Raw genomic sequence first — 21,339 nt, 5'->3', positions numbered from 1 at the left:
AAGCGGCACCCGCCCGCTCCCCCACCCGGCCACCCACAGGATCATGCTGGATGGGTGGCCGGGTGGGGGAGCGGGCTGGTGCCGTCTAACTCAAACAGACACTAGCTCAACAGATCAGCACCAGCGCCATCGCGAGCAGCGCCGCCAGCCAATGGCCCGCGTCGATCGCGAACTGCCCGGCTGGCAATTTCCTGCAAAAAGCCTATGTGCGCGGGCAATCATGGCAACCAAATTCCCTGAAGCCCCCCGCGTGGGGATGGTGTCGCTCGGCTGTCCCAAGAATTTGGTCGATAGCGAACGGATCCTCACCAAGCTGCGCAGCGACGGCTATGCGATGTCCCCAGATTATGCGGGCGCGGACGTCGTGCTGGTCAACACCTGCGGCTTCCTCGACAGCGCCAAGGAAGAATCGCTCGAAGCGATCGGCGAGGCGATTGCCGAGAACGGCCGCGTCATCGTCACCGGATGTTTCGGCAAGGAAGCCGAGATCATCCGCGCGCGCTTCCCTAACGTGCTCGCGGTCACCGGTGCGCATCAATATGAGGAAGTAGTCGGCGCGGTGCACCAGGCGGCGCCGATGCCACCGAACGCATTCCTCAATCTTGTCCCGGAAGGTGGGCTCAAGCTTACGCCTCGGCACTACAGCTATTTGAAGATTTCGGAGGGCTGCAACCACCGCTGCGCCTTTTGCATCATCCCCTCGATCCGCGGCGACCTTGTCAGCCGCCGGCCCGACGCGATCCTGCGCGAGGCCGAGAAATTGGTCGAAGCGGGCACGAAGGAGCTGCTGGTCATCAGCCAGGACACTTCGGCCTATGGCGTGGACATCCGGCGGGAGCCGCGCATGTGGAAGGGGGAACTTGTCGTCCCCCACATGACCGACCTCGCCCGCGAGCTCGGCAAGATCGCGCCCTGGGTGCGCTTGCATTACGTCTACCCCTATCCGCATGTCGATCAGGTCATCCCGCTGATGGCCGAGGGGCTGGTGCTCCCCTATCTCGACATCCCGTTCCAGCACGCCTCCCCGCGCATCCTTCGCTCGATGAAGCGGCCGGCCAACGAGGCGAAGGTCCTCGAACGCCTGAAGAGCTGGCGCGCGATCTGCCCGGACATCACGATCCGCAGCTCGTTCGTCGTGGGATTCCCCGGCGAGACCGAAGAGGATTTCCAGTATCTGCTCGATTGGCTCGACGAAGCGCAGCTCGACCGCGTCGGCGCCTTCCGCTTCGAGCCCGTAGAGGGCGCGCAGGCCAATGCCTTCGAAGGTCATGTGCCTGAGGAAGTGAAGGAAGAGCGCTACGCCCGCGTGATGGAAAGGACCGCCGCGATCTCGGCCGCCAAGCTCCAGAGCAAGGTTGGCCGCACGCTGGAAGTCATCATCGACACGGTCGAAGGCGAAGGCGCAACGGGCCGCTCACAAGCGGACGCGCCCGAGATCGACGGCGAAGTCCACCTCCGCGACGCGGGGCATCTGAAGCAGGGCGATATCGTCCGGGTCGAAATCGAGGAGGCGGACGAGCACGATCTTTACGGCGTTCCGCTCACCTGACCCGATTGCTTAGCTGGGGTATAACCTTCGGCCAAGCCCGGGGTGACGCGGCGCTGCGCGCTCCCTATGATCCGGGGATCAAATCCCGGAGGCCCGATGTTCCGCAATATCCTCGCCGCAGCCCTGCTCTTCGCCGCGCCTGCCGCCGCCCAGCCGCTCACTGCGGACGAGAGCGCGAAGGTCGACAAGATCGTCGCCGATGCCCTCGCGTCCACCCAAGTCCCCTCGGCCTCGATCGCCATCGTGCGCGACGGGAAGATCGTATTCGCGAGGGCCTATGGCGAGCAGGGGCCCCACATCGCGGCACCAACCTCGGATGCCCGCTATCAGATCGCCTCTATCTCCAAGCAATTCACCGCTGCGGGGCTGCTGCTGCTCGAGGATGAAGGCAAGCTGAGCCTCGACGACACGATCGGCAAATACCTTCCCGGCGTATCCGGCGGCGCGACCGTCACGATCCGCCAGTTGCTCAGCCACACCGCAGGCCTTCAGGATTATTGGCCGCAGGATTACAGCTTCGCTGCGATGGAGCGCCCCGCGACGCCACAGGCGATCGTCGATCGCTGGGCGAAGAAGCCGCTCGACTTCGCCCCCGGCACGGCGTGGCAGTATTCGAACACCGGCTACACCGTCGCCGGTATGATCCTGGAGAAGGTCGCGGGCGAGCCGATCCTCGCCTATCTCGACCGCAAGCTCTTCAAGCCGCTCGGCATCCGTCCCATCGATCAGGACCTCGCGGTCGGGAAGGGATCGGTCACGGGCTATCGGCGCAACGCGCTCGGCCCCGTCCGCCCGGCGATCATCCCCGGCGCCGACTGGATGTTCGCCACCGGCGAGCTCGCCATGTCCGCCACAGATCTCGCCAAGTGGAACATCGCGCGGATCGAGCGCAAACTGCTCCCTGCCGAGGACTGGATCGAGCAGGAGCGTATGGTCAAGCTCGCTGACGGCAGCCCCAGCAATTACGGCCTGGGCGTCACGCTCGGCCAGCGCGGCGAATACAAGCAGGTCAGTCATGGCGGCGCGGCCGTGGGTTTTCTCAGCCAGAACATCGTAATTCCCGATGCGCGCCTCGCGGTCGTGTCGCTGGTGAATGGCGATTTCGGCAACGCCCATTCGAACATCGCCAGCGGCATCCTGAACCTGCTTCTGCCCACCGCCTCGGCGAGCAGCGATGAGGCCCACCGCACCAGTCTTGCCCGCGATTTCTACGCAGCGCTTCAAAAGGGCGAGCCCGACCGCGGCATGCTGACCGAAAATGCAGCCTATTATTTCAACGAGGAGACCGTGCGCGATTATCGCGACAGCCTCGCCCCGCTCGGCGCGCCAACCAGCTTCGAGCCGCTCGGCGGTCCGCGGCTGCGCGGCGGTTTCGTCAACCGCAACTATCGGATCGCCTATCCCGGCCGCTCGCTTGTGGTGGTCACGTATGCCGATCCCGGCCGCGACGGGAAGATCGAGCAGTTCTTCATCACTCCGGCAGGCTGAAATGCTGCGCCCGCCGCTTCTGGCCGGCCTCGTCTGGCTGATTCTGTCAAGCGCCGCGCCGCCCTCGGGCGCCCAGGTAACGCGCGTCGATCCGCTCACCGTGCAGGACGATGACTTCGCTCGCCACCGCGATCCCGCCGAATGGAAGGGCCTGAAGGTCAGCCGCGTGGAATTCCGCCAGGAGCGCGCTGCGTGGCGGTTGTGGCGTATCGCCTCTTCCCGCGACGGGCCGCTATGGTTCGTGCCGCATGACAGCGAAAACGGCGGGTTCGAGGCGGCGCTCGCCGCAGTCCGCAAATATGGCGGGAGCATCGTCGCGGTCGATTCCGGGATCGCGCCCGGCGCCGACGGCACGCGGATGAACCGTGCTGTGGATTATGGCCGCCCGATCGATCCCAATCGCGCCTTCGACGATGCCTTGCCCTTCTATGCGCGCACCGTGCTCGCCGATCGCGGCGCGCCGATCATCGCGCTGCACACCAATTCCCAGGGCTTCGATTCGAGCGAATCGCGCTGCAACCAGTCCGATCCGATCGGGCGCGGCGTGATCTCGATCCGATTCTGTGACGACACGCTGACCCCCAGTCCATCCCGGGCCCGCGCCTGGCCGTGGGACGATGACGACAGCGTCGCCTTCACCACTTATCGCACCGGGCAGCCGCCCAGCGCGGCCTATTGCCGCGACAGCCTTGTAGCGCTCGATTTCAACGTGGTGCAGGAACGCGTCGTCACCAGCGATGGTTCGCTTTCCAATTATTCGGTGCTGCGCGGCTATGACTATCTCAATTTCGAGACGCAGGACCGCGGCCTTTCGGCGCAGGGACTCGCCGACATGCGAAACCGCTTGATGTTCATGATCGACAAGGCGCTCGCCGCCTGTGCGCCGAAAATCCGCGCCGCGGGCTAGCCCTGCGCGCCGCGCATCCCTAGATCACCCCCATGCCTGACCCCAATATGCTGATCCAGCCCGACAAGGGGCAGACCGCCCGCTCCATCCACCTGATCGACTCCAAGGGCTTCGATGCGTGGCTCGCCGCACAGCCACCGCGCCACCGCACTGCCGCACAGGCGCAGAAGCTGGCGCCCAAGGCCTATTCCAGCGCCATCCTGCCGGGCGACGGCCCCGAGGACTGGTCGGTGGTCAGCGTCGTCGCCAATGTCGATCGCCTCTCGCCCTGGTGCCTCGCCAGGCTCGCCGAGACACTGCCCGAGGGTGCATACCGGGTGGAAGGCCAGGATCCCGGCAAGGCCGCCTATGGCTGGATCGCCGCGCAATATCAGTATAACCGCTACAAGAAGAAGCCCGAAAAGCCGGCCGGCGACCGCGTCTTGCTGAGTGGCGATCCGGTGAAGATGGAAGAAGCGGTCCGCATGGCCGCGGTGACCTTCAAGCTCCGCGACCGGATCAATACCGGCGCGAACGACATGGGTCCCGCCGACCTCGAAGCCGCTGCCGCCGAACTCGCCAAGGCCTACGGCGCGACGCTCACTGTAGTGAAGGGCGCGGAGGTCGAAAAGGGCTACGGGATGCTCTGGGCTGTCGGCAAGGCGGCCGGCAAGGGCCGCGAGCCCCGGCTGATCGAGATCGAATGGGGAAATCCGGAGCATCCGCGCATCGCGATCATCGGCAAGGGCGTGTGCTTCGATACCGGCGGCCTCGATATCAAGCCCGCCTCGGGCATGCGGCTGATGAAGAAGGACATGGGCGGAGCGGCGCACGCGCTCGCGCTGGCCGAACTCGTCATGCAATATCGCCTGCCGGTTCGGCTCCACATGCTGGTCCCGGCAGTAGAAAATTCCATCAACGGCGAAGCTGCGCGCCCCGGCGACGTGATGATTTCGCGCAAGGGAATCACGGTCGAGAACAGCAACACCGATGCCGAAGGTCGCCTGATCCTCGGCGACGCGCTGACCAAGGCGGCGGAGGGCAATCCCGAGCTGGTCCTGGATTTCGCGACGCTGACTGGCGCGGCGCGCGTCGCCCTGGGCGCGGATCTCCAGGCGCTGTTCGCCAATGACGACACGCTCGCGTCGGAGCTGATGGCCGCCGCGGAGACCGAGGCCGATCCGATGTGGCGGCTGCCGCTATATGAGCCCTACAAGGAAATGCTGAAGTCCGACGTTGCCGACATGGTCAACGCGGCCGAGGCTCCTTTCGGCGGCGCACTCACTGCCGCGCTTTTCCTCAAGGAATTCGTGCCCGAAAATGCGCAATGGGCGCATCTGGACATCTTCTGCTGGAACGGCAGCGCCAAGCCTGGCCGCCCCAAGGGCGCCGAGGCAGTGAGCCTGCGGGCGACCTGGAAGGTGCTCAAGGACCGGTACGGGAAATAGCTCTGATCCTCCCGGGACGGGAGGATCAGAGCTTAGCCGCCGCCTCGATGATCGGTACGAACTTCTCGGCCGTCAGGCTCGCGCCGCCCACCAGAGCGCCGTCCACGTCGGCGCATCCAAGCAGCGACGCAGCATTCGCGCCATTGACTGAGCCGCCATACAATATCCGCAACCTCTCGGCCTCGCCGCCGACCAGTTCACGCAGCTTCGCTCGGATCGCCCCATGCATGGCCGCGACATCGGCCTCGGTCGGCGTCCGCCCCGTTCCGATCGCCCATACGGGCTCATAGGCCAGCGCGAGCCACTCCGCCGATGCCGCCTCCGGCAGCGAAGCCGCGACCTGGGCCGTCACCACTTGCTCGGCCCGCCCGGCGTCGCGCTCCTCAAGCGTCTCGCCGACGCACAGGATCACGCGCAGCCCTGCCTTGTGCGCGGCTTCCCCCTTGGCCTTTACCTGATTGTCGGTCTCGTGCTGGTCGGCGCGCCGCTCCGAATGCCCGACGATTGTGAGCCCCGCCCCCGCATCGACCAACATCGCCGCCGAGACGCAGCCGGTATGGGCGCCCTTCTCGGCCTCATGCACGTCCTGCGCCCCGATCTGCAGCGCACCCGCCGCCTCCACGGCCGACGCGATCAGCGTAAACGGCAGGCACAGGGCCGCGTCCACGCTGCCGGGCACCGCCGCTGCGATCGCGCGCACTTCGCCCAGGTCCGCCTTCAGCCCGTGCATCTTCCAGTTTCCGGCAACCAGCTTGCGGCGCATCTTGTTCTCCCCATTCATGTCGGCACTCGATAACGGCCCCCGCGCGCGGTGCAACCTTGATGGGCGCAGCGCACCGCCCTAAAGCACCCCCAATCCTGTCTCCAGCGAACGGCCCCAGATGCTCAAATCTTTCCGGAACTTCACGAAGTCGCGTTACGGCCTCATCGCGGTGTTCATTTTCCTGGCGATCATCGCGCTCGCATTCGCGGCGGGCGACATCACCGGCCTGCGCTCGACCGCCGGCGGAACGTCGGGCTCGGTTCTGGCGCGAATTGGCGACACGAAAATCACTGACGTCGAAGTGCGCGACCGGATCGATCGCTTCATCCGCAACGCCCAGCGCGAGGGCCAGACCCTCACTATGGAGCAGTTCCTGGCGCAGGGCGGCCTGGAGCTTGCGGTGGACGAGATGATCAACTCCGCGGCGATGATCGAATTCGCGCAGCAATCGGGGATGCAGGTCAGCAAGCGGCTGATCGACGGCGAGATCGCGAGCAATCCGGCATTTCTCGGCTTCGACGGCAAGTTCAGCCAGAAGACCTTTGAGGACCTCCTCCAGCAAAACCGCCTGGCTCCGGCGACTTTCCGAGACGGTCTCACGAAGGACAAATATGGCAGCTGGCTCGTCAACCGCGCCACGCTCGGCGCCCCCACGCTGCCCGATGGCGTGCTGCTGCCCTATGCTTCGCTGCTCTTGGAGCGCCGCACGGGCATCGTGGGCCTGGTCTCGACGATTGCCATGGATCCCGGGGCCAACCCCGACGAGAAGACGCTCGCCGCTTATTACAACAGCAACCGCGCCCGCTACATGGTGCCCGAGCGCCGCGTGATCCGCTTTGCTACGATCCGCCCCGATTTGCTGCGCGCGCAATCGACTGCGACCGAAGCCGAGATCGCCGATGCCTACAAGAAAGCCGGCGGCAAATATTCCGCGGCGCAAAAGCGCAGCGTCGAGCTTGTCACCGCTCTCGACCAGGCGACTGCCACGACGATCGCCAACGGAGCGAAATCGGCGGCACTGGACGCCGCGGCGCGCGCCGCCGGCCTTGAAGTCCGCAAGATCGAAGCCGCCGAAAAGGCCACGCTGGCCCGCGACGTGTCCGCACCCTTCGCCGAGGCCGCCTTTGCCGCGCAGCAGGGCGTTCTGGCGGGGCCCAGCAAGATCGGTGCAAGCTGGTTCGTTTTCCGCGTGAGCAAGATCGAGAACATAGCCGCCCGCTCGCTCGATCAAGTCCGCGCCGAACTCGCCAGCGAGATCACGGGCCGCAAGACCGCGCAGGCTCTTGCCGACCTGCGTCAATCGGTCGAAGACGGCATCGGCGATGGCAAGACCTTCGACGAGACGATCAAGGATGCCAAGCTCACCGCCGAGCGCACCACGGCGCTCACTGCACAGGGTATCGATCCTGCCAATCCCGCGGTGAAGCCCGATCCCAATCTAGCGCCGATCCTGCGCGCCGGCTTCAGCTTCGGCGGCACGGGCGAAGAGCCGCAGCTCGTTCAGACCGCGGCCGACGGGACTGCGGCCCTGGTGTCGCTCGAACGTATCGTGGCCGCCGCGCCCCGCCCGCTCGCCGAGATCCGCGACAGCGTCAACAAGGACTATCTGGTCGATCAGGCGCTCAAAAAGGCGCGCGCCGCGGCCGCTGGAATGATCGCCAAGCTCGAAAAGGGCATGCCCATGGCGCAGGCGCTCGCGGAAGCCGGCGTCAACAAGGGCCCGCCGCCCAAGCCGTTCGATTTCAAGCGCTCGGAAACGCAGGGCAAGGAGAACTTCATCCAGATGGCCTTCGCCATGACGCCGAAAAAGGCCAAATTGGTCGAGGCTGCGGGCCGCATCGGCTATTACGTCGTCTATCTCGACACCGTCCAGGAGCAGAGCGCCGCGGGCAATGCGCCGGTGCTGGCCCAGGCCAAAGCGGGCATCCTGCCCCAGATCGGCCCCGAATATGCGCGCCAGTTCATCCGTGCGATCCGGGGCGAAGTGAAGATCACCCGCAACGAAGACGCGATCCGCAAGCTCCGCGACGATCTGGCTCGCACGGGCCTGCGCTGAGCGTGATGTGATCCAGGGCATAGAGGCGGCCCGCGCGGCGCTTGCCAAGGGTCGCCCGGCGCTGCTCTGGCGCCGCCAGGTCGCCGATACCGAGACGCCGGTCGCAGTCGCGCTCAAGCTGATCGAACCGGGGCGCGGCGATTTCGTGCTCGAATCGGTCGAGGGCGGATCGGTTCGCGGGCGGCACAGCCTGATCGGTCTCGCCCCCGATCTGGTATTCCGCGCCACCGGCAATGAAGCCGCGATCAACGCGGACTGGCTGAACCGCCGCGACGCCTTCCGCCCCTGCGCCCAGCCCGCGCTGGAGGCATTGCGCGGCCTGGTCGGCGATTGCCGGATGGACGTGCCGGCGGAACTGCCGCGCGCGCTCGCCTGCCTCGTCGGCTATTTCAGCTATGAGACCGTCGGATTGGTCGAACGGCTCGAACGCCCGCCCGAGAATCCGATCGCGGTGCCCGACATGATGTTCGTGCGGCCCACGGTGATCCTGATCTTCGATCGGCTAGCCGATGCGCTGTTCCTCGTCGCGCCGGTCTGGCCAGGCGGCGACGTGGATGCCGCGGCCGAACGGATCGAGATCGTCGCGGCGCGCCTCGCCACCGCGCCGCTGCCCGCGCCCTTCCGCGCGGAGCCCGATCCCGTGGAGCTCACGCCAGTGCTAGGCCCCGGCCGCTATGCCGGCATGGTCGCCGCGGCGAAGGAGTATATTGCGGCCGGCGACATCTTCCAGGTCGTGCTCGCCCAGCGCTTCACCACCCCCTTCAAGCTCCCACCCTTCGAGCTCTACCGCGCACTGCGCCGGGTGAACCCCTCTCCATTCCTCTATCACCTCGATCTTCCGGGCTTCGCGCTCACCGGCTCCTCCCCCGAAATCCTGGTCCGCGCGCGCGATGGCGAAGTCACGATCCGGCCGATCGCCGGCACCCGGCCTCGCGGAAAAACCGCTGCCGAGGATGCCGAGAATCGCGACAGCCTGCTCGCCGATCCCAAGGAGCGCGCCGAGCATCTGATGCTGCTCGATCTCGGCCGCAACGACGTCGGCCGCGCGGCGGAGGCGGGCAGCGTCCGCGTCACCGACAGTTATACGGTCGAATTCTACAGCCACGTCATGCACATCGTCTCGAACGTGGTGGGCAAGTTGAAGGCTGGCAGCGACGCGCTCGACGCGCTGTTCGCCGGCTTTCCCGCCGGCACGGTCAGCGGCGCGCCCAAGGTCCGCGCCTGCCAGATCATCGCCGAGCTGGAACCCGAAACACGCGGGCCATATGCCGGAGGAGTCGGCTATTTCTCGCCGGACGGTTCGATGGATTCCTGCATCGTCCTGCGCACCGCGCTGGTGAAAGACGGCGTGATGCACGTCCAGGCCGGCGCCGGCATCGTAGCGGACAGCGACCCCGCGTACGAGCAGCGCGAATGTGAGGCGAAAGCGGGAGCGCTATTCGCGGCGGCGCGCGAGGCCGTGGCTAGCGCCGCGGAGGCCGGGTTCGGGCAATAGTCCCTCTCCCTTTGGGAGAGGGAGCCCGAGCTCAATTCCCCCCCGGGATTCGCGCAGCCTTCGCCCTCCGGTTCACACGGTCCTGCGCCCATTGCTGAAGCAGTTGCCGCGTGCACCCCGTCTGGCCGCCCATTCCCACCGGCGAGCAGCTGTTCGGCAGCCCGACCCGGTTCACTTCCTCCACGGTCTCCACGCGGTTGGTCCATGCCTGCGCCGCCGCCCCTTCATTGGGCTGATCGCGCAGCGCCTTGGGAATTCGATAGGGCGATTCGCCCGCATTCGCGCACACGACGATCTCTTCCTCGCTCGCGGGCTTCGGGCATTCCTCCTGCCCGTAAAGCAGGATGCTGCGCACGCGCTTGGGCGGATCCTGCGGCTTGTCCTGCGCCCACGCGGGCGTGGCCAGCATGGCGGTCGCGGCGAACAGGCTGGCGATCATCGGAAATCCTTTGCACATGAGGTGGTAACGCCCCTCGTGCCGCACCGTTGCGGGCGCATCATGGCAGCGCCAAGGCACGCCGCGCCTTGTTTGCGGCGGTGTCCCTCTTACGTCGGAAGCCATGACGTCGTTCCGCCGCCTCCTGCTTATGTCTGGATTGATCGCGCTGGCGGCGTGCGGCCAGGGACGAAGCGTCGCCAGGGCATGCGAGGACATCAGCTTCGAAGGTTCGCGCTTCACTGTCTGCCACGCCGTGCCGCAGACTCACGACCTCGCTCTGGTGAATCGCGGCGAAGACGGCCAGCCGATGCGCGATTTCGCGGGGCTGGAAGCGCGCCTGGACGAGCGTTATCCCGCCCTCGCCTTCGCGATGAACGCGGGCATGTTCGACGATAGCGGCGCGGCGATCGGCTATTATGTCGAGGACGGCGCCGAGCAATCCGCGCTCAATCGCAAGCCGGGGCCCGGCAATTTCCACTTGCTCCCAAACGGAGTATTCTGGAGCGACACCGCGGGATGGCACGTCGATACCACCGATAATTTCGCCGCGAGGAAGCCCGATCACGTCCGCTTCGCCACGCAGAGCGGGCCGATGCTGCTGATCCGCGGCAAGCTGCACCCCCAGATCAGCGAGAACGGCACTTCGCTCCAGATCCGCAACGGGGTCGGCGTGTCGCTCGATGGCTCGGCCTGGTTCGCGATCAGCAACGAGCCGGTGTCGTTCGGCCGCTTCGCCCGATTGTTCCGTGACAAGCTCGCCGCCCCTGACGCGCTCTATTTCGATGGCGCGGTTTCGCGGCTGTTCGATCCGGTCGCGGGCCGCCGCGATCCCGGCGTGCCCATCGGGCCGATTGTCGTGGCGCTCCAGAAGCGTTAGCGGCGAGCGATGATCCTCGTCCTCGACAATTATGACAGCTTCACCTGGAACCTCGTCCACTACCTGATGGAGTTGGGCGCGGAGGTGCAGGTCGTCCGCAACGACGCGCTCACGGCGCGCGAGGCGATCGCGAGCAACGCCCAGGCGTTCCTGATCTCCCCCGGCCCCTGCACACCGAACGAAGCCGGCATCAGCCTCGATCTCGTCGCCGCCTGCGCCGACCTCGGGAAACCGCTGCTCGGCGTCTGCCTCGGCCACCAGGCGATCGGCCAGCATTTCGGCGGCCAGGTAGTCCGCGGCGGGCTGATGCACGGCAAGACCAGCGCGATCGAGCATGACGGCACCGGCCTGTTCGAAGCACTCCCCTCGCCTTTCACCGCCACGCGCTATCACTCGCTGATCGTCACCGACATTCCGGGAGATCTAGTGATCAACGCCACCGCCTCGGACGGCAGCGTGATGGGCTTCCGCCACCGCGAGCTGCCGATCCACGGCGTCCAGTTCCACCCCGAAAGCATCGCCACCGAGCACGGCCACGCAATGCTGGCCAATTTCCTGCGGCTGGCTGGGATCGACGTGAAGGCGCTGGCTTGACCACCTTCGCGCTCCTTCCCGATCCCGCCTCACCGCTCGCGCGTCAAAGCGCGGCGCAGGCATTCGCGGATATCCTCGACGGCGCCGCGCCCGAGGCGGAGATCCACGCCTTCCTGATCGCGCTCAGCGAACGCGGCGAGACCAGCACCGAGATCGCCGAGGCCGCCCGCGCGATGCGGTCGCGGCTGATCCCCATCACTGCCCCTAAGGGCGCGATCGATGTCTGCGGCACCGGGGGTGACGGGCACCACACGCTCAACGTCTCGACCGCGGTAAGCCTGGTCGTCGCCGCTGCGGGTGTTCCGGTCGCCAAGCACGGAAACCGCGCCGCTTCCTCCAGGGCCGGCGCCGCGGACACGCTGGAGGCGCTGGGGCTGAACCTCGATCGCGCCGCTGCCGCCGCGGAAGATACCCTGGGCGACCTCGGCATCGCATTCCTGTTCGCGCAAAAGCATCATCCCGCGCTCGCCCGGATCGGCCCTATCCGCCGTCGCATCGGCCGCCGGACGATCTTCAACCTGATGGGCCCGCTCGCCAACCCCGCGCATGTCACGCGCCAGCTCATCGGCATCGCGCGCGCCGATTATGCGCCGGTCTATGCCGAGGCGCTGGAGCAGCTTGGGGCGGAGGCGGCGGCGGTGGTCGCGGGCGAGGACAATCTCGACGAGCTTTCGCCGGAAGTGGCCAGCATCGCGGTCAATGTCGGCTGCGCCACGCTGCCCACCCGGATCACGCCCGAGGATGCCGGCCTGCCCCGCCACCTGCTAAGCGCCATCCGTGGCGGCGATCCGGCGGAGAACGCCTTTGCCCTGCGCAAGCTGCTCCAGGGTGAAAAGGGCGCATATCGCGATGCCGTTCTCCTGAACGCAGCTGCGGCGCTGATGGTGGCGGGTCACGCCGCCGACCTGCGCGAGGGGGCGGAGGAAGCGGCGGAAGTGCTCGACAAGGGCCTTGTCAATGCCCTGCTCGACTGCTGGATCGCTTATTAGATGTCCACGATGCTCGACACGATCCTGGCGACGAAGCGCGCCGAAGTCACTGCGCGCAAGGCCGCGACCAGCCTGGCCGATTTGCACGCCGCGGCAATGGCGCAGACCCCGCCCCGTGGCTTCCGCCGCGCGCTCGATGCCAAAGCGGCCTCCGGCTACGGCCTGATCGCCGAGATCAAGAAAGCGAGCCCTTCCAAGGGCCTGATCCGCGCCGATTTCGACCCCGCCGCGCATGCCCGCGCTTATGAAGCCGGCGGCGCCGCCTGCCTTTCGGTGCTCACCGACCAAGAATATTTCCAGGGCCATGAAGACTATCTGATCGCCGCCCGCGCCGTCTGTTCGCTGCCAGTGCTCCGCAAGGATTTCATGGTGGATCCGTGGCAGGTGATCGAAGCGCGCGGCATCGGCGCGGACGCGATCCTGATCATCGTCGCCGCGCTGGATGACGCGCAGATGGCCGAGATCGAGGAGGTGGCGCTCAGCCTCGGCATGGATGTGCTGGTCGAAGTCCACGATGCCGACGAACTCGAACGCGCGCTCCGCCTGCGCTCCCGCCTGATCGGGGTGAACAACCGCAACCTGAAGGATTTTTCGGTCTCGTTCGATCGCACCTACGAGCTCGTCGGCAGCGCCCCCGCCGATTGCACCTTCGTCGCCGAATCCGGCCTAACCAGCCGCGCCGATCTGGATGCCATGGCCGAACACGGCGTCCGCTGCTTCCTGATCGGCGAAGCGTTGATGCGCCAGGCCGATGTGGAACACGCCACCCGCGAGTTGATCGGATAATCTCCCCTCCCGCTTGCGGGAGGGGTCGGGGGAGGGCATGTCACGAGAGGTGAGCAATCCCGACAGTCCCTCCCCTTCCCCCCCCCGCGAGCGGGAGGGGAATTTAACCCATCTCGACCAAACCGGCGCGGCTCATATGGTCGATGTCGCCGGCAAGCCCGTCACCGCCCGCGAAGCCATAGCCACCGGCCGGATCACCATGTCCCCCCATGCCGCCGCCGCCATCGCAGCGGGCAGCGTCCGGAAAGGCGATGTCCTCGCCACTGCCCGCATCGCCGGCATCATGGCCGCCAAGAAGACCGCCGAGCTGATCCCGCTCTGCCACCCCCTCCCGCTGACCAGCGTCAGCATCAACCTCGTTTCCGACGAAACCGGCGTCACGGTCACCGCGACCGTCGCCACCGAGGCCCAGACGGGCGTGGAGATGGAAGCCCTCACCGCAACCACCGTCGCCCTCCTCACGCTCTACGACATGGCCAAGGCGCTCGATAAGGCGATGGTGATCGGCGACATCCGCCTGCTCTCGAAAAAGGGCGGCAAATCCGGGAACTGGGAGGCCAGCTGATGAGCGATATCAAACTCTTCAGGCTAGGGGATGCCGTTCACGAGCTGACACCGAGCACTGCAATCATTGAAAGATCGCTCCAGCGGTTGTTTGAGGGCAATCTCGAAAAACTGCTGGGAATCCGATTCCTTGCAAGCGAATTCAGCACCGGACCCGTGCACGGCGGTCGCATCGACACGCTTGGCATCGATGAGGACGGCACGCCCGTCATCATCGAATACAAGCGGGCAATGAACGAGAATGTCATCAACCAGGGGCTATTCTATCTCGACTGGCTGATGGACCATCGCAAGGATTTCCAGTGGCTTGTGCTCGACAAGCTTGGCCAGGATATCGCGGCGAAAGTCGATTGGAGCTCGCCCCGCTTGCTGTGCATCGCAGGCGATTTCACCCGTTACGATTCGCATGCGGTAAAGCAGATCAATCGAAGCATCGAATTGATCCGCTACCGTCGCTTCGACAGCGACTATCTGATGATCGAACTTGTCCACGCGCCGAGGCAGGCTCCGCGGTCTGCACCCGCGCCAGCAACAGAGACTGACGGCGGCGGCGAGGAAAGTGTAGCACGCGCCGACCCGTATCAGAGCCAGCGGATTGACTATCGGCTTCAGAACGCATCGGCCCCGCTGCGCGACGTCTGGGATGCCGCCAGCACCTTCCTGTCGTCCTTGGGAGACGATGTGCAGATAAAGCCGGTCAGCTTATACTATGCTTTCAAGCGCATCCGAAACTTCGTTTGCATGGAACTCTACCCGCAAAAGGGTGTGGTTCTGGCGTTCGTGAAGCTCGACCCAACCAGCGTTACGATCGAGCCGGGTTTCACCCGCGATGTCCGCAAGATCGGTCATTTCGGCACCGGCGATCTGGAGATTTCCATGCGGACGACCGACGATGTGACCAAGGCGCTGCCCTTGTTTCAGCGCGCATATGATCAGGGCTAAGCCATGACCCTTCGGCTCTTCGCCCACCCCTTCTCATCCTATTGCTGGAAGGTGCTGATCCCGCTTTACGAGAACGGCACGCCCTTCGAATACCGCCATATCGAGCATGAAGGTGTCCACGCCGAGCTGGCCAGCCTCTGGCCGATCGGAAAATTCCCGGTCCTGGTCGATGGCGGCAAGGTCATCGTGGAGACCAGCGCGATCATCGAGCATCTCCACATTCACCATCCCGGCCCCGTCCCGATAATTCCCTCTGATCCAGACGCCGCGATCGAGGTCCGGATGCTCGACCGTATCTTCGACAATTATGTGATGAACGCGATGCAGCCGCTGGTGACCAATGCGCTCCGTCCCGAGGAGAAGCGCGACCCTTACGTCGCCGAGGGAGTCCACGCCGCGCTCGACAAATCCTATGCCTGGCTCGACGCGCGCATGGCCCTACGTGAAGAGGATGGGCGCGAATGGGCCGCGGCGGACGGCTTCAGCCTTGCCGATTGCGCCGCCGCCCCTTCGCTCTTCTACGCCGACTGGGCCTATGGGATTCCCGCGAGATTCGCGCATCTCAGGGCCTATCGCGCCCGCCTCCTCGCCCGCCCCAGCGTTGCCCGCGCGGTCGATGAAGCCCGCCCCTATCGCGCGTATTTTCCGTTGGGCGCACCCGACCGCGATTAACCGCGTCGCTTAACGCGCCCTTCAGCCCCCAGGCACACAGTCGCGCTCAGGCGGGTGGGATTTTTTGGCTATGCGACAAGGGCTTGCGTCCTCCACGATCTTCAGTCTGGCGAGCGATCCGCCGGCTGCCGAGCCGATCGCGCTCGGCCATGCCGAGCTCGATGCCGCAACACTGACGGGCGCGGGCGCCTCGCACGGATGCGCGATCCGCAAGCTGAATGCGGCGGGCGCCACGCTGAACCACGCCACGATATTGCAGGAAGGCGAACCCCTCGCGCTGACGCTGTCCAGCGGCCAGAGCCTGGGCGGGGCGGTCGCCTGGGCGGCATCCGACACTGCCGGGTTCGTATTCGACGATCCCGTCGATGTGGTCGGCGCGCTTGCGCGCACGCTGGCCAGCCTGCCCGCCGAACGCCGCGAGATGCCCCGCATCGAGCTGCATCAGACCGTGAGCCTCCACCACAAGGGCGCAGTCGAATTCACGCGCAGCCGCAATCTCTCACAAGGCGGCGCTTCCATCGAAAGCGAGCGTGTGCTGCTGCCCGGCGATCCGGTCCAGATCAGCTTCGATGGCCTGCGCCCCATGGACGGGGCGATCAAATGGGCGAGCGATGGACAGGCGGGCATCAGCTTCGCCGATCCGCTCCCGTGGCAGGTCCTGATGCCGTGGCTGCGCCAGGTGCAACAGACGCCCGCACATCCGATCCGCTCGGGCATGTTTCCCGCTCCGGGGCTGATCCCGGAGGCGCATGCGATCAAGCTCGACGCCCCTGCCCGCGTCCGAGAAGGCGTGCGCTGGTGGAACGTCCAGCTCCGCGGCCTTACGTCGCAACTGGTGGAGTTCGAGACCCGCGCCCCCTTCGAATCCGGCGCCTCGCTGTGGATCGCGCTGCCCCATATCGGCGGAGCGCCCGCTTCGGTTATCGAGCGCGATGATCATCGATATCTGTGCGAGTTCCGCTTGCCGCTGAGGCCCAACGAGCTTGACCTGATCTCCGACGGCGCGGCAGCCTAGACGCCCAATGGGTCGGATGCAGGAATTACCTATTTCGGGGGAGGAACGACTCGACCCCTCCTGAACTCGGTGATCCAGACGTTCCGATACAGGATGCTTCCCATCAGGTCGGTATCGGTGTGGATCACGCGGGGGCCGGCGCGCCCCATTTTGCTCTCATGCCATCCGTTGCCGAGATATCGGGAGACGTGCTGAACGCCGAATTCATTGGTCCAAACGGCCATCTCCACGTCTCCGTGGGGGTCGTCGATCCAACCTTCGCGCTTGGAGAGGGCGGCGAGTTGATCCGGCGACATGTTGTTCTCCCAGAGGCGGTCCTTCAGCCCCATGGTGCATGCAAGGCAGTTCTGGCCCCCACGCGACCCCGTGATGACGATATTCTCCATATCCATGTAGGGGAACATCTTCGCGAGCCACTCCCTGAGCCTCTTCTCTTCCTCGGGTGCGATGGGCTGCTTTGACGGTGGCTCAGGCCGTGGCCCTATCTTCGGCGCCTTCTGATCCGGTCCCCGTCCTGGCCCAGGCTCAATCGGCCCCGGTCTGGGGCCGAGCCCGCCCCCGCCGCCGGCCCCCTTGCCGGGTCCGCCCGTGTCGATCGAATCGGTTTCGCCATCGCAGCCAGCAATCGTGACAACCATCTTAACCCACCGCTTGGGCTTGACGAGAGGATTGGCGTTCTCTTCGGCCATCATGCGATTGAAAGCGGCGGCCTCCGCCAGCCGCGCGGCCAGCTGCTTGCGGGATTCTGGATCGTCGCAGCTATTCAAGACAAAATCGGCAAAATCATCGCCGCACAAAGGCAAGCCGGTAAGGTCCGCGCCGGAATCTCCGTCGTAGATTGGGGAACCCAAGCCCTGCGCGTCGCGAAACAGCCGGCCGAGCTGTTCGCGCTCGGTCTCATCGGCTGGCGGGTCTTCGGCGGGAGGCGGCTCGTCTGGCATCGGCTCTTCCTCTTCGGCCTTCGTCGACCCGCGCCGCCGCTTGAGCGAAGCAGCGGAGGCCTTCGGCGGTCGCTTGACGGGCACCGGCGCCGGCTCGGGCGGGACCGGCACGGGCTGTGCCTTTGGCTCGGCTTTTCGTGAGCGCTCGGCCCCCGCCGTGGCCGCGCCTTCGTTGCTTTCGAGGATCAGCCCGTCGAGTTGGTCGAGCAGTGTGTCCGGAGAATCGCTGAGGTCCAGGTCGAAGCGGTTGGTGAAGCGTTCGCCGTCCACCTCGAAATCGATTTCGATTCCCTGTTTTCGCAGCATCGGGACCCAGGTCACCTTGCGAAGTTCGTAGATGTCCGCAAAGGGCATGACCCACGTTTCGCCTTCGCCCCAGAGGCCAGGGCGCGTGATCTCGAACCGGTCGGTGTAGATGTCCAGCGCCGAGTTGCTGCGCTCGAGGATGCGCAACGGCTTGACACCGCGCAGCATCGCGGCGGTCGGCCTCTCGCCGCCGAGCAGCGCGGAGATCGCGGGGCCGGCGCGCCGCGCCGTCGCTTCGAGCCGGTCTTCCCACTCCGTGTTGCCTTCCTCGGCATCGACCCGCTGGCGGCATCGCTCGCACGGGTAGAGGTCATACCAGTCGGTCTGGACGATGCGAGCGAGACCGGGGATCCGTTCGGAAAACACCTCCTGGACGGCCTGGTCCAGTGCGGGACAGTCATCGAACAGATGAAATGCCCGCGCATCGGGAGAATCGACGAACCAGATATCTCGCATGGTCTTTCCCGAGTCTTTGCACGACGATGGTATCGGGCGGGGGAAGGGTCAAGCTGAGGCATCGAAGGACGGTTTCCCTTTCCCCTGCTCAAGCCCTCTCCTAATCCCGACGCATGCCCACCCCTCTCCTCCCCGTCGCGGAAGCCCAATGCCGCCTCGTCGCTTTGGCCACCCCTCTGCCCACCGCGCGCGTGCCGCTTGCCGAGGCCGCCGGCCGCTGGGCCGCCGAGGATATCGCCGCGCTGCGCACCCAGCCCGCGTCCGATCTCTCGGCAATGGACGGCTACGCCATCCGCTTCGCCGATCTGCCGGGCCCGTGGGAAGTAATCGGCGAGAGCGCCGCGGGCCGGGCCTTCGCGGGGGCCGTAAATGCCGGCGAAGCGGTGCGCATCTTCACGGGCGCACCGATGCCTCAAGGTGCCGACGCCGTGCTCGTGCAGGAGGAAGCCGCCCGCCAAGGCGCAAGGCTGACGCTGGCCGGGAAAGGCCCGCTCGCGCCCGGCCGTCACGTGCGGCCGAAGGGCCTCGATTTCACGGCGGGCGAAACCCTCATTCAGGCGGGCGAGCGCCTAACCCCCGCCCGTCTGGCGCTGGCTGGCATTGCGGGGCACGGCACGCTGGCGATGCGCCGCAAGGTCCGCGTGGCGATCGCCGCCACCGGCGACGAACTCGTCCCGCCGGGGACGCCGCTCGCCGACGCGCAGCTTCCCGAGACCAACCGGCTGATGCTCACGGCGCAGCTTGCCGATCTGCCGGTCGAGATCATCGACCTCGGCATCCTCCCCGATCGCCGCGACGCGCTTGAATATGCCTTCCGTGCCGTCACTGCCGATCTTCTGGTCACCAGCGGCGGAGCGTCGGTCGGCGATCATGATCTGATCCGTCCCGCGCTCGAAGCGGCGGGGGGGGAAATCCATTTCTGGCGCATCGCGCTTCGCCCCGGAAAGCCGATGCTCGCCGGCAAGCTGGGTGACGCAGTGGTGCTCGGGCTGCCCGGCAACCCGGTGTCCGCCTTCGTCACTGCCCTCCTCTTCGTCCGCCCCCTGATCGCGCACCTCTCGGGCGCCAGCGATCCGCTGCCCGAAACTCGCCGGCTGCCCCTCGGCGAACCGCTCCCCGCCAACGATGCGCGCGCCGATTACCTGCGCGCCGAGGTGCGCGAGGGCCGGGCCTTCGCCTCCATGATCCAGGACTCTTCGATGCTGCAAACCCTGGCCCGGGCCGGCTGCCTGATCGTCCGCGCACCTCACGCGCCCCCGGCAAAAACGGGCGACTCAGTGGAAATCCTACACCTGGCTTGACAGGCAGGCGGAACATTGCATAAACGTTCCCAGTCTGTTCCGGACGGGAGAATTTGGATGCTCACGCGCAAGCAGCACGAGCTTATCTGCTTCATTGCCGATCGCCTCAACGAGACCGGCGTTTCGCCTTCGTTCGAGGAAATGAAGGAAGCGCTCGATCTCAAATCCAAGTCGGGCGTACATCGCCTGATCTCGGCGCTCGAGGAGCGCGAATTTATCCGCCGCCTGCCCAATCGCGCCCGCGCGCTCGAAGTGCTCAAGATGCCGGAGCGCGGTGGTGCAACCAAGAATCCGAATATGCCGTCCGTGCGAACATCGGCGTCCACATCTTCCACTTCGCCCAGGGAATATGCCCCTGCGAACGACGTGATCGAAATTCCCCTCCACGGCCGCATCGCGGCGGGCACGCCGATCGAAGCGCTGGAGGGCGCAACCATGCTCCCGGTCCCTGCGGCGCTGCTGGGCTCGGGCGAGCATTATGCGCTCGAAGTCGCCGGCGATTCGATGGTCGAGGCCGGCATCCTGGACGGCGATTACGCCCTGATCCGCCGCACCGAGACCGCGCGCGATGGTGAGATCGTCGTGGCGCTGATCGACGATGCCGAAGCGACGCTCAAATATTTCCGCAAGGAAGGCGCAATGATCCGCCTTGATCCCGCGAACCGCGACTATAACCCCCAGCGCTACCGCCCCGATCAGGTGCGCGTGCAGGGAAAGCTGGCGGGGCTGCTGCGGCGGTATTGAGGTGAGTAACGCCCCTTTGGGAAGACTCAGGCGAATCGAGCTACGCGAGATTTGGTCGAGTGAATCCGCGGATTTTACGCCTTGGCTCGCAGGCGACGCTAACCTTGCGATCCTTTCGGAAGCGGTGGGGCTGGAGCTCGAACTGGAGGCACAGGAACGAAATGTCGGTCCTTTCCGAGCCGACATTTTGTGCAAGGATTCGGATAGCGGACATTGGGTTCTGATCGAGAATCAGTTGGAACGAACCGACCACGGCCATCTTGGCCAGCTTCTGACATATGCTTCGGGATTGCAGGCGGTCACGATCATCTGGATCGCGGCGCGTTTCTCTGAGCAACATCGCGCAACGCTCGATTGGCTCAATGAGATTACGGACGAGCGGTTTCGCTTCTTCGGTTTGGAAATCGAGTTGTGGAAGATCGGGGACAGCCTCGCTGCACCGAATTTCAAGGTCGTGGCGAAACCGAACGATTGGTCGCGCGAAGTCGGGCAGGCGGCGCGTCAAATCGAATCCGAAGCACTCACCGACACCAGGCAAAAGCAGCTGCAGTTTTGGACATTGCTTCGGGAAGAACTCGGGACGGGCAGGAGCGCGGTCCGGCCCCGTAAAGCCTATCCGCAACATTGGATGGATTTCTCGATCGGGCGAGCGAACTTCTGGGTTTCGGCGACTTTGCATTCAGCAGAGAAGCGGGTGGGTATCGAATTCAATATTCGCACGCCGTCACTTGAAAGCGATTTCGCCGCGTTGAAAGCTCAACGGGAGATAATCGAAGGTCAAATGGGCTGTACCCTGAGCTGGATGGACCTTCCAGGCAAGAAGAGCAGCCGCATCGCGCTGTTCAAGACTGGCCTTGATCCGCTCGAAGAGGGGAACTGGCCCGAACTCCTGGAATGGATGAAGACCAATCTGGAGCGGTTCGACACAGTCTTTCGTCCCATCGTCCGTTCCCTCGACGCCGCAGGTGAAGCGGATGGGGGCTTCGACGAGCAGCCTGCAGATGTTTGAAATGTGAAGGCTCCAGCGG

General features: G+C 65.6%; 20 protein-coding genes. 17 read left to right on the top strand and 3 right to left on the bottom strand.

Features of this window, described 5'->3' with window-relative positions:
• Window positions 1-220 precede the first annotated feature (220 nt).
• From rimO to VF617_RS01090, 4 genes are all read left to right on the top strand, one after another.
• Window positions 221-1,549 (top strand): 30S ribosomal protein S12 methylthiotransferase RimO, encoded by a 1,329-nt coding sequence (gene rimO, locus VF617_RS01105; protein ID WP_331013009.1) that lies wholly within the window; start codon window positions 221-223, stop codon window positions 1,547-1,549.
• 96 nt (window positions 1,550-1,645) lie between these two features.
• Window positions 1,646-3,037, top strand: a complete 1,392-nt coding sequence (locus tag VF617_RS01100) for a serine hydrolase domain-containing protein (protein WP_331013008.1) — start codon at window positions 1,646-1,648, stop codon at window positions 3,035-3,037.
• Between the two features lies 1 nt (window position 3,038).
• On the top strand, window positions 3,039-3,944 hold the full coding sequence (locus VF617_RS01095; RefSeq protein WP_331013007.1) for a hypothetical protein: 906 nt from the start codon (window positions 3,039-3,041) through the stop codon (window positions 3,942-3,944).
• Window positions 3,945-3,976: 32 nt separating this feature from the next.
• Window positions 3,977-5,371, top strand: a complete 1,395-nt coding sequence (locus VF617_RS01090) for a leucyl aminopeptidase family protein (protein WP_331013006.1) — start codon at window positions 3,977-3,979, stop codon at window positions 5,369-5,371.
• Window positions 5,372-5,396: 25 nt separating this feature from the next.
• Here VF617_RS01090 and tpiA read toward each other — a convergent pair whose 3' ends face one another.
• Window positions 5,397-6,134: a triose-phosphate isomerase gene (gene tpiA / locus VF617_RS01085; protein WP_331013005.1), complete on the bottom strand. Its 738-nt coding sequence runs from the start codon at window positions 6,132-6,134 to the stop codon at window positions 5,397-5,399.
• 118 nt (window positions 6,135-6,252) lie between these two features.
• Between tpiA and VF617_RS01080 the strand changes: the two genes are divergently transcribed.
• A complete protein-coding gene (locus tag VF617_RS01080) occupies window positions 6,253-8,190 on the top strand; it encodes a peptidylprolyl isomerase (protein ID WP_331013004.1) in 1,938 nt (645 codons plus the stop codon).
• A gap of 10 nt (window positions 8,191-8,200) precedes the next feature.
• Window positions 8,201-9,685 carry an anthranilate synthase component I family protein gene (locus VF617_RS01075; protein WP_331013013.1) on the top strand — a complete coding sequence of 495 codons (1,485 nt, stop codon included), beginning with the start codon at window positions 8,201-8,203 and terminating at the stop codon, window positions 9,683-9,685.
• A gap of 31 nt (window positions 9,686-9,716) precedes the next feature.
• Here the strand turns inward: VF617_RS01075 and VF617_RS01070 are convergent, their stop codons facing one another.
• Entirely contained in the window at window positions 9,717-10,124 is a 408-nt protein-coding gene (locus VF617_RS01070) for a hypothetical protein (RefSeq protein WP_331013003.1), read from the bottom strand.
• A 148-nt stretch (window positions 10,125-10,272) separates the two neighbouring features.
• Here VF617_RS01070 and VF617_RS01065 point away from each other — a divergent pair, with 148 nt between their 5' ends.
• The 8 genes from VF617_RS01065 (at window position 10,273) to VF617_RS01030 (ending at window position 16,563) form a co-directional block, all read left to right on the top strand.
• Window positions 10,273-11,001: a phosphodiester glycosidase family protein gene (locus VF617_RS01065; RefSeq protein WP_331013002.1), complete on the top strand. Its 729-nt coding sequence runs from the start codon at window positions 10,273-10,275 to the stop codon at window positions 10,999-11,001.
• A gap of 9 nt (window positions 11,002-11,010) precedes the next feature.
• Window positions 11,011-11,595 (top strand): aminodeoxychorismate/anthranilate synthase component II, encoded by a 585-nt coding sequence (locus tag VF617_RS01060; RefSeq protein ID WP_331013001.1) that lies wholly within the window; start codon window positions 11,011-11,013, stop codon window positions 11,593-11,595.
• Window positions 11,592-12,584, top strand: a complete 993-nt coding sequence (gene trpD, locus VF617_RS01055) for an anthranilate phosphoribosyltransferase (RefSeq protein ID WP_331013000.1) — start codon at window positions 11,592-11,594, stop codon at window positions 12,582-12,584. Before VF617_RS01060 ends, trpD begins: the two co-directional genes overlap by 4 nt.
• Window positions 12,585-12,593: 9 nt before the next feature.
• Window positions 12,594-13,370, top strand: a complete 777-nt coding sequence (gene trpC, locus VF617_RS01050) for an indole-3-glycerol phosphate synthase TrpC (protein WP_414713927.1) — start codon at window positions 12,594-12,596, stop codon at window positions 13,368-13,370.
• A gap of 49 nt (window positions 13,371-13,419) precedes the next feature.
• A complete protein-coding gene (gene moaC / locus VF617_RS01045) occupies window positions 13,420-13,935 on the top strand; it encodes a cyclic pyranopterin monophosphate synthase MoaC (protein WP_331013012.1) in 516 nt (171 codons plus the stop codon).
• Window positions 13,935-14,876, top strand: coding sequence for a DUF5655 domain-containing protein (locus tag VF617_RS01040; RefSeq protein ID WP_331012998.1), 942 nt, complete (start codon window positions 13,935-13,937; stop codon window positions 14,874-14,876). The genes moaC and VF617_RS01040 overlap by 1 nt, the downstream gene beginning before the upstream one ends.
• A 3-nt stretch (window positions 14,877-14,879) precedes the next feature.
• Window positions 14,880-15,548: a glutathione S-transferase family protein gene (locus VF617_RS01035; protein WP_331012997.1), complete on the top strand. Its 669-nt coding sequence runs from the start codon at window positions 14,880-14,882 to the stop codon at window positions 15,546-15,548.
• A 70-nt stretch (window positions 15,549-15,618) separates the two neighbouring features.
• On the top strand, window positions 15,619-16,563 hold the full coding sequence (locus VF617_RS01030) for a PilZ domain-containing protein (protein WP_331012996.1): 945 nt from the start codon (window positions 15,619-15,621) through the stop codon (window positions 16,561-16,563).
• Window positions 16,564-16,592: 29 nt separating this feature from the next.
• Here VF617_RS01030 and VF617_RS01025 read toward each other — a convergent pair whose 3' ends face one another.
• On the bottom strand, window positions 16,593-18,266 hold the full coding sequence (locus tag VF617_RS01025) for a hypothetical protein (protein WP_331012995.1): 1,674 nt from the start codon (window positions 18,264-18,266) through the stop codon (window positions 16,593-16,595).
• 113 nt (window positions 18,267-18,379) lie between these two features.
• On the opposite strand from VF617_RS01025, the gene glp reads away from it, so the two are divergent.
• Genes glp through VF617_RS01010 form a run of 3 tightly spaced genes read left to right on the top strand, consistent with a single transcriptional unit; the run spans window position 18,380 to window position 21,320 of the window.
• Window positions 18,380-19,567: a gephyrin-like molybdotransferase Glp gene (gene glp / locus VF617_RS01020; RefSeq protein WP_331012994.1), complete on the top strand. Its 1,188-nt coding sequence runs from the start codon at window positions 18,380-18,382 to the stop codon at window positions 19,565-19,567.
• A gap of 57 nt (window positions 19,568-19,624) precedes the next feature.
• On the top strand, window positions 19,625-20,311 hold the full coding sequence (lexA, locus tag VF617_RS01015; RefSeq protein WP_331012993.1) for a transcriptional repressor LexA: 687 nt from the start codon (window positions 19,625-19,627) through the stop codon (window positions 20,309-20,311).
• Between the two features lies 1 nt (window position 20,312).
• On the top strand, window positions 20,313-21,320 hold the full coding sequence (locus VF617_RS01010) for a DUF4268 domain-containing protein (protein ID WP_331012992.1): 1,008 nt from the start codon (window positions 20,313-20,315) through the stop codon (window positions 21,318-21,320).
• Window positions 21,321-21,339: the final 19 nt, after the last annotated feature.

The sequence above is a fragment of the Sphingomonas sp. genome (assembly GCF_036388215.1).
Lineage (GTDB): Bacteria > Pseudomonadota > Alphaproteobacteria > Sphingomonadales > Sphingomonadaceae > Sphingomonas.
The sequence above is the reverse complement of the archived record's forward strand: the minus strand, read 5'-3'. Positions and strand labels throughout refer to the sequence as shown.

What these genes read in the sequence shown, in the direction of transcription:
- trpC (WP_414713927.1), top strand. Translation starts at nt 12,594, where the DNA reads ATGCTCGACACGATCCTGGCGACGAAGCGCGCCGAAGTCACTGCGCGC.
- lexA (WP_331012993.1), top strand. Translation starts at nt 19,625, where the DNA reads ATGCTCACGCGCAAGCAGCACGAGCTTATCTGCTTCATTGCCGATCGC.
- VF617_RS01090 (WP_331013006.1), top strand. Translation starts at nt 3,977, where the DNA reads ATGCCTGACCCCAATATGCTGATCCAGCCCGACAAGGGGCAGACCGCC.
- VF617_RS01060 (WP_331013001.1), top strand. Translation starts at nt 11,011, where the DNA reads ATGATCCTCGTCCTCGACAATTATGACAGCTTCACCTGGAACCTCGTC.
- VF617_RS01030 (WP_331012996.1), top strand. Translation starts at nt 15,619, where the DNA reads ATGCGACAAGGGCTTGCGTCCTCCACGATCTTCAGTCTGGCGAGCGAT.
- tpiA (WP_331013005.1), bottom strand. Translation starts at nt 6,134, where the DNA reads ATGCGCCGCAAGCTGGTTGCCGGAAACTGGAAGATGCACGGGCTGAAG.
- VF617_RS01095 (WP_331013007.1), top strand. Translation starts at nt 3,039, where the DNA reads ATGCTGCGCCCGCCGCTTCTGGCCGGCCTCGTCTGGCTGATTCTGTCA.
- VF617_RS01100 (WP_331013008.1), top strand. Translation starts at nt 1,646, where the DNA reads ATGTTCCGCAATATCCTCGCCGCAGCCCTGCTCTTCGCCGCGCCTGCC.
- VF617_RS01065 (WP_331013002.1), top strand. Translation starts at nt 10,273, where the DNA reads ATGTCTGGATTGATCGCGCTGGCGGCGTGCGGCCAGGGACGAAGCGTC.
- VF617_RS01025 (WP_331012995.1), bottom strand. Translation starts at nt 18,266, where the DNA reads ATGCGAGATATCTGGTTCGTCGATTCTCCCGATGCGCGGGCATTTCAT.
- VF617_RS01080 (WP_331013004.1), top strand. Translation starts at nt 6,253, where the DNA reads ATGCTCAAATCTTTCCGGAACTTCACGAAGTCGCGTTACGGCCTCATC.
- VF617_RS01040 (WP_331012998.1), top strand. Translation starts at nt 13,935, where the DNA reads ATGAGCGATATCAAACTCTTCAGGCTAGGGGATGCCGTTCACGAGCTG.
- VF617_RS01070 (WP_331013003.1), bottom strand. Translation starts at nt 10,124, where the DNA reads ATGATCGCCAGCCTGTTCGCCGCGACCGCCATGCTGGCCACGCCCGCG.
- glp (WP_331012994.1), top strand. Translation starts at nt 18,380, where the DNA reads ATGCCCACCCCTCTCCTCCCCGTCGCGGAAGCCCAATGCCGCCTCGTC.
- VF617_RS01035 (WP_331012997.1), top strand. Translation starts at nt 14,880, where the DNA reads ATGACCCTTCGGCTCTTCGCCCACCCCTTCTCATCCTATTGCTGGAAG.
- rimO (WP_331013009.1), top strand. Translation starts at nt 221, where the DNA reads ATGGCAACCAAATTCCCTGAAGCCCCCCGCGTGGGGATGGTGTCGCTC.